The sequence below is a fragment of the Streptomyces spinoverrucosus genome (genome assembly GCF_006539505.1).
Classification (GTDB): domain Bacteria; phylum Actinomycetota; class Actinomycetes; order Streptomycetales; family Streptomycetaceae; genus Streptomyces; species Streptomyces spinoverrucosus.
Window position 1 is genome coordinate 1 of the sequence record NZ_BJND01000142.1, and the last position, 4,582, is coordinate 4,582.

Genomic DNA, 4,582 nt, shown 5'->3' on the forward strand with positions numbered 1-4,582 from the left:
GGCCGCAGCAAGTGCAGGAACACGAGCACGTTTCACCCCGGCTGTTTTTCCGGTTGTTCTGGTTGTTTCGGTTGTTCTGGTTGTTTCGGTTTTTCTGATGCGTCCTGCTATGGACGGCATAGTTCGCTCTCCGTTACATGTGCAGCTCTGGACATGCGGTGGTGTGGTCAGCCCAATGACGGCGGGGCGATGGCGGGACCGGCCATCCGCGGCTGGATCAGGTGGTGCGGCGGCCCGGACGGTGGCCGGGCGTCGGAGCCGGGGTCGATCGCGTCGATGGCGAGCCGGGCCACGGCCGTCGACATCTCCGCCACGGGCAGGTCGATCCGCGGCAGATGCCGGATGCCCAGCTCGTCCGGGAGGCTGCCGACGAGCACGACCGTCAGATCGTCAGGGACCCGCAGCCCGGCCGTCGCCACCGCGTCCAGCAGCCGGGGCAGGAGGATCAGGTGCTGGACGACCAGCGCGGTCGGGGCAGGACGCGCCGTCAGTGCCTCGCGCAGCCGCCGGGCGAGGACGTCCGGGTCGCGGTGGGACGGGACCACCCGCACCTCGGCCCCGGTCTCGGCGGTCGCGCGCCGGGCGCCGTCCAGGCCGTGCAGCGCATAACCGCGGCGTGCGGCGACCTCGTGCTCGGCCGACGACAGGAAGAGGATCCGCCGGTGCCCGGCCGCGGCGGTCTCGCGCACGGCGAGGGCGACGGCGGCATCCCAGTCGAGGTCGGTCCAGGGCAGCTGCGCGTGATCGTCGCGACCGAGCAGTGCCGCTGGGAAGCCCAGTTCGCCGAGGACCTCGACACGGGGGTCACGGTCCTCGACCGCCATCAGCACCGCGGCGTCCGCGAGCCCGCTGCAGGCCACCCGGCGCAGCCCGCCGACGCCGTCGCTGTCGGTCATCAGCAGCACGTCGTAGCCGTGCCCGCGGGCGGCGTCGGTGACGTCGATCGCGAACCGCCCGTCGATCGCCCGGTACGCCCCCGGCACACGCGGCGCGGCCAGTGCGAGCACCCGGGTGCGTGCGCTGCGCAGCGTCCGGGCGCTCGCACGCGGGTGGTATCCCAGCTCGTCGATCGCGGCCTGCACCGCGCGCCGGGTGTCCTCGGAGATCTTGCGCGACCCACTCAGGACGTAGGAAACGGTGCTCGGCGCGACACCTGCCCGCTCGGCGACGTCCTTGATCGTGGTCATTCCCGCCTCCATCCGCCCGCCGTGGGCCGTCGGGCTCCTCGGGCTGCTCGGGCTCGTCGAATTCGTCGAATCGATTCGACGAACGGCGTGACCTTACGCAGAGCAGGGAGGGAAGGGCAATACCCTGAGCGATATGCCCGATATGCGAAGGAGAAGGGCGCCTGAAGGCGGCGCGTTCGGGCGCGGTACAGACTCCGGTCCACCCCGCGGACTTCGAATGCGCAGTTCCGCATACATTTCGCGTACCCGATCCCGGCGCGACGGCAGGAATTAACGGCTTTACCGAGACTCGTTCATTCAGAAAGGCGAAGACCGCGACAGCGCTTCCAAGTCTACGAGCCTCGACTACCGACAAGTAGCCGACAGAGAATTTACTCGACTCCATTGCGCAGCGTGAGTACAGCGCAATAAAGCAGAGATGGACTCACCTTCCAGCCGATCCGCGATCCGCGACGCGCCCTGGCGGCCGACCGCACGACTGCCCCAACCCCCCTCCAGCCTGCGACAGTTCGTGGCTACGGCGACGGGTTGGACATGCAGGATCAAGCGGAGTATTCGAGAAATACCGACCTGAATCCGGCACGTTTTCGATTCTTTCGATCTGGGGATCGACTTGGCTCCGACTCATCACTAAGGTGTCCGACGGCAGATGCTCAAAAGGCACCCAATAAGGGGCCGGACGGCCGTTGCCGCAAGGATGGACCCCTTTCCACGTTTTCTTGTCGAGTCGTCGAGCGTCAAACACCCCCAGCGCCAGACGAAACGGAGCGATGAACAGAATGCGGCACCGTGCGCGCGGCTCACGTAAAACCGACCCTCGCAATCGAACACCACGGTAACCCTCCGCCACCGCTCCCCAAGGCCTATGCCAGAACCGGAACTCACTGATAGAGCCACCCACACATCCACCCGACTTCGAGCACGCCATCCACACCGCCAACATCTGGCTGAAAGCGGTGCCCGAAGCCCTGGGAACCGAGGACCACCACCTCGCCCACCGGGTGCTGCGCACGCTCCGCGACCGGGTCACCGTCGGCGTGGCCGCCCACTTCGCCGCGCAGCTCCCCGAGCTGTTGTGGGGCGCCTACTACGACGGCTGGGACTCGAGCGCCGTACCGATCAAGTTCGACCGCGAAGGCTATGTGAACCGCTTCGTCCAGGAAGCGAAGGTCTCCGCCGAGGACGTGCCCCGGATCGTTCCCGCGGTCACCGCGGTCGTACGCGAACACGTCTCGCCCGGGCAGCTGGAGTCGGCACTGGAGCAACTTCCGCACGACATCCGCGCACTCCTCCTCCAGCCGGCTGCCTGACCGGGCTCCCCGCACGGGCGGGTCGTTGACCGGGCACGAAGTTCAGAGAGCCCGATGTGACGCAGAATCCTTCCCCTGAATCCGACACTGCTGCCGGGTCTGAGGCCCGGTTGAGCCACGTCGCAGGAAGTTCCGCCGGAGGATGCAGTACGCGGGGCACGACTCGCCCACGAACTGGTGAGCACATTCACGTCCGTATCAGCTTGTCATTTATGGTCCGATGTCGAACGCGGCTCGAACTTGATCAGCCTTTTCGCAGTTCAGCGGACCCGTAGGCGGCCTCCGTCTGATCCTGTGCTCCGTCACAGAGTGAATCAGCGCGAAGGCCGTGGTCGTGAGTCTGGAGCATCAAGGCGTCCTGCGGGATGCGTTGGCGGAAGTGTCACACTTCCGGTCGGAGCTGTACGCGTGTCTGACCGCACGGGGCGACGCGTTGTTCGAGTTGTGCGACGCGTTGTTGTGCACGGATGGGCCGGTGCGAACGCTGGTCGATCTCGCGCTCGCGCCTGAACACCGCCGTGGTCACGGAACTCTGTACCGCGGACTCAACCAGGGCCGGATCGATGTCGCCCGGCTGCGTCGTGCCCTGGCTTGGGTGCCGCTGCCGAGGGCGGCGGACGGCCGGCTCGTGCTGGCGGTGGATGTCTCGCCGTGGCTGCGACCCGACGCCAACACGTGTGCTGACCGGGCCTTTTGTCACACCTTCGGCCGGGGTGAGGGCAAGCATCAGATGGTGCCCGGCTGGCCGTACTCGGTGGTGGCTGCGCTGGAGGCCGGCCGCACGTCCTGGACAGCGGTGCTGGACGCGGTTCGCCTGGAGCCCGGCGCCGACGTCGCCGCGGTCACCACATCCAGATCCGCGAAATCGTCGAACTACTCGTCGCTGCGGGCCAGTGGGAGCCGGGTGACCCGGAGGTCGGGTGATGCGGCGTCCTGCACCCTTCCGCGAAGAGTTTGGCCTGGCCAACCCAAAGGGCGGCCGGCCGCCCAAGCATGGCGGCGAGTTCGTCTTCGGCGATTCCGCGACCTGGGGTACGGAGCAGGCCGTGACGACGACGGACACCCGGCTCTATGGGAAGGCGACCGCGCAGGCATGGGACCGGTTGCACCCCCGGCTGACCCGTCGGGCCGCAGGGCTTGACCACGACGGGCCGCTGCCGATCATCGCGGGCACCGTCATCCGCCTGGTCGTGGAGAAGCTGCCAAGCGGTGGGGTGAACAAGCCGGTATGGCTGTGGTGGTCGGGCACCGGCGCCAACGAAGCGGACGTCGACCGCTGCTGGCAGTCCTTCCTGCGACGCTTCGACGTGGAGCACACGTTTCGCCTGTTCAAGCAGACACTCGGCTGGACCAAACCCCGGCTTCGCAGCTCAGAAGCGGCCGACCGGTGGACCTGGCCGGTGATCGCCGCCTATACCCAGCTCCGCCTCGCCCGCCCACTTGCAAGAGATCTCCGCCGGCCCTGGGAGAAGCCAGCCGAGCCGAACAAACTGACACCCTCCCGCGTCCGCAGAGGGTTCAGAAACCTGCACGCGAAGACCGGTTCCCCAGCCGGTGCACCGAAACCATCCCGGCCCGGCCCAGGCCGGCCACCGGGCTCGAAGAACCGCCGCCGGGCCACCCGTCACGCCGTGGGCAGAGTCCTCGCCACCGGCGAGGCGTTCAGCCAGCCCACCCACCACAAAGTCGGCACCAAACCCCGTCGCGGGAACGGCACTGACACCGCTGGCAGAGCCCCGTAGCCTGCTCTGACGCACAGCGTCATCTTCGGGGGGACTCTCATGACAGGCGGCAGCAGGTCCAGCACGGATATCGGCGGCGGCCACATCGGACTGGTCGTCACGGTCATTGCTCTGGTCGTCATTGCCAGTTTCTCCGGCCTTCGCTGGACTTTGATCGTCGCGGGGTGCTTCACCGCCTGGTTCATCCTCGCGCTGGCCGTCATCCGTATCAGGGGCGGACGCGGCGGAGAAGCCGTTCGACGGGCTTACGTTGTCACTTTTGGCTGGGGCGACTACGTCACTCCTTGATGGGGTTAAACGACAAGTTCAGAGCCTGTTTCCGAACCCCCGAGTATCGCTCTGC

General features: G+C 67.3%; 3 protein-coding genes and 1 pseudogene. 3 read left to right on the forward strand and 1 reads right to left on the reverse strand.

Annotation, left to right across the window (positions count from 1 at the left end; genetic code table 11):
* Positions 1–167: 167 nt before the first annotated feature.
* Entirely contained in the window at positions 168–1,187 is a 1,020-nt protein-coding gene (locus SSP24_RS41965) for a LacI family DNA-binding transcriptional regulator (protein WP_141316436.1), read from the reverse strand.
* Positions 1,188–2,134: 947 nt separating this feature from the next.
* Between SSP24_RS41965 and SSP24_RS41970 the strand changes: the two genes are divergently transcribed.
* The 3 genes and pseudogenes from SSP24_RS41970 (at position 2,135) to SSP24_RS41980 (ending at position 4,527) form a co-directional block, all read left to right on the forward strand.
* Complete coding sequence (locus SSP24_RS41970) at positions 2,135–2,497, forward strand: DUF2267 domain-containing protein (protein ID WP_280527095.1); 363 nt, start codon at positions 2,135–2,137, stop codon at positions 2,495–2,497.
* Positions 2,498–2,831: 334 nt separating this feature from the next.
* Positions 2,832–4,239 (forward strand): annotated as a pseudogene (locus tag SSP24_RS41975) (transposase).
* Positions 4,240–4,278: 39 nt separating this feature from the next.
* Positions 4,279–4,527, forward strand: coding sequence for a hypothetical protein (locus SSP24_RS41980; protein ID WP_141316442.1), 249 nt, complete (start codon positions 4,279–4,281; stop codon positions 4,525–4,527).
* Positions 4,528–4,582 lie beyond the last annotated feature (55 nt).